Source organism: Streptomyces sp. XM83C (assembly GCF_023072675.1).
GTDB classification, from domain to species: Bacteria; Actinomycetota; Actinomycetes; order Streptomycetales; family Streptomycetaceae; genus Streptomyces; species Streptomyces thermocoprophilus.
Genome location: NZ_JALLGL010000647.1, coordinates 1 through 693, shown reverse-complemented (window position 1 = coordinate 693; position 693 = coordinate 1). Strand labels below are relative to the sequence as shown.

At 75.5% G+C, this 693-nt stretch carries 1 protein-coding gene; it reads left to right on the top strand.

Translation table 11 applies throughout. The features are described 5' to 3' along the window. Positions 1-123 precede the first annotated feature (123 nt). On the top strand, positions 124-666 hold the full coding sequence (locus tag MTQ10_RS30905) for a DUF5304 domain-containing protein (RefSeq protein ID WP_247474134.1): 543 nt from the start codon (positions 124-126) through the stop codon (positions 664-666). Positions 667-693 lie beyond the last annotated feature (27 nt).

Genomic DNA, 693 nt, shown 5'->3' with positions numbered 1-693 from the left:
CCCCCTCCGACGGCACGCATCCGAAACCCCCTGCGAGGACGCCCCCCGCCGCCGCCGTGTCAGTGAACGCGGTACCCCCGTTCGGGTAACGTCGTAGGGGCGAACCGTCGTCAGGAGTCCGTCATGAGCGAAGAGCGCCCCACGCCCGAGCCCCCCGAGCCCGCGAAGCCCGAGGTGCCTCTCGCCGACGACACCGCAGGCCCCGACACGGCCGACGCCGACGCCTGGGCCACCGCGTGCGCCGAGGACCTCGCCGCCGAGCGGGCCCGCCGCCGCGCCGCCTACGGCCCGCCCCCCGGCTCCGCCGCCGAGGAGCTGAAGAAACTCGTCGACACCGTCGCGGAGAAGCTGTCCGGCCTTCAGTCGCCGCTGCTCGGCGCGGTCGCCGGGCCCGCCGCCCAGCAGATGGTCCGCCAGGTCGTGCAGCAGGCCAAGGCCGCCGTCGAACCGGTGATAGAGCGCAACCCGGACGTCTTCGAGCATCTCGCCGCCGCCGGAAACGAACTCCTCGCCGCCTACCGCTCCGCCGTACAGGCACAGGAGCGCCGCTGGACGACGGGCGACCCCGGCGGACCGGACGACCCGCGCGACGAGGCCGACCGCGAGCAGCACCGCAAGGACCGCGGCGACGGCACCGGACCAGGGCAGCGCATCGACCTCGACTGAGCCCCGCCCCTCGACCGACCCCCCGGC

Coding starts and splice junctions, on each gene's coding strand:
- MTQ10_RS30905 (WP_247474134.1), top strand. CDS start 124: ATGAGCGAAGAGCGCCCCACGCCCGAGCCCCCCGAGCCCGCGAAGCCC.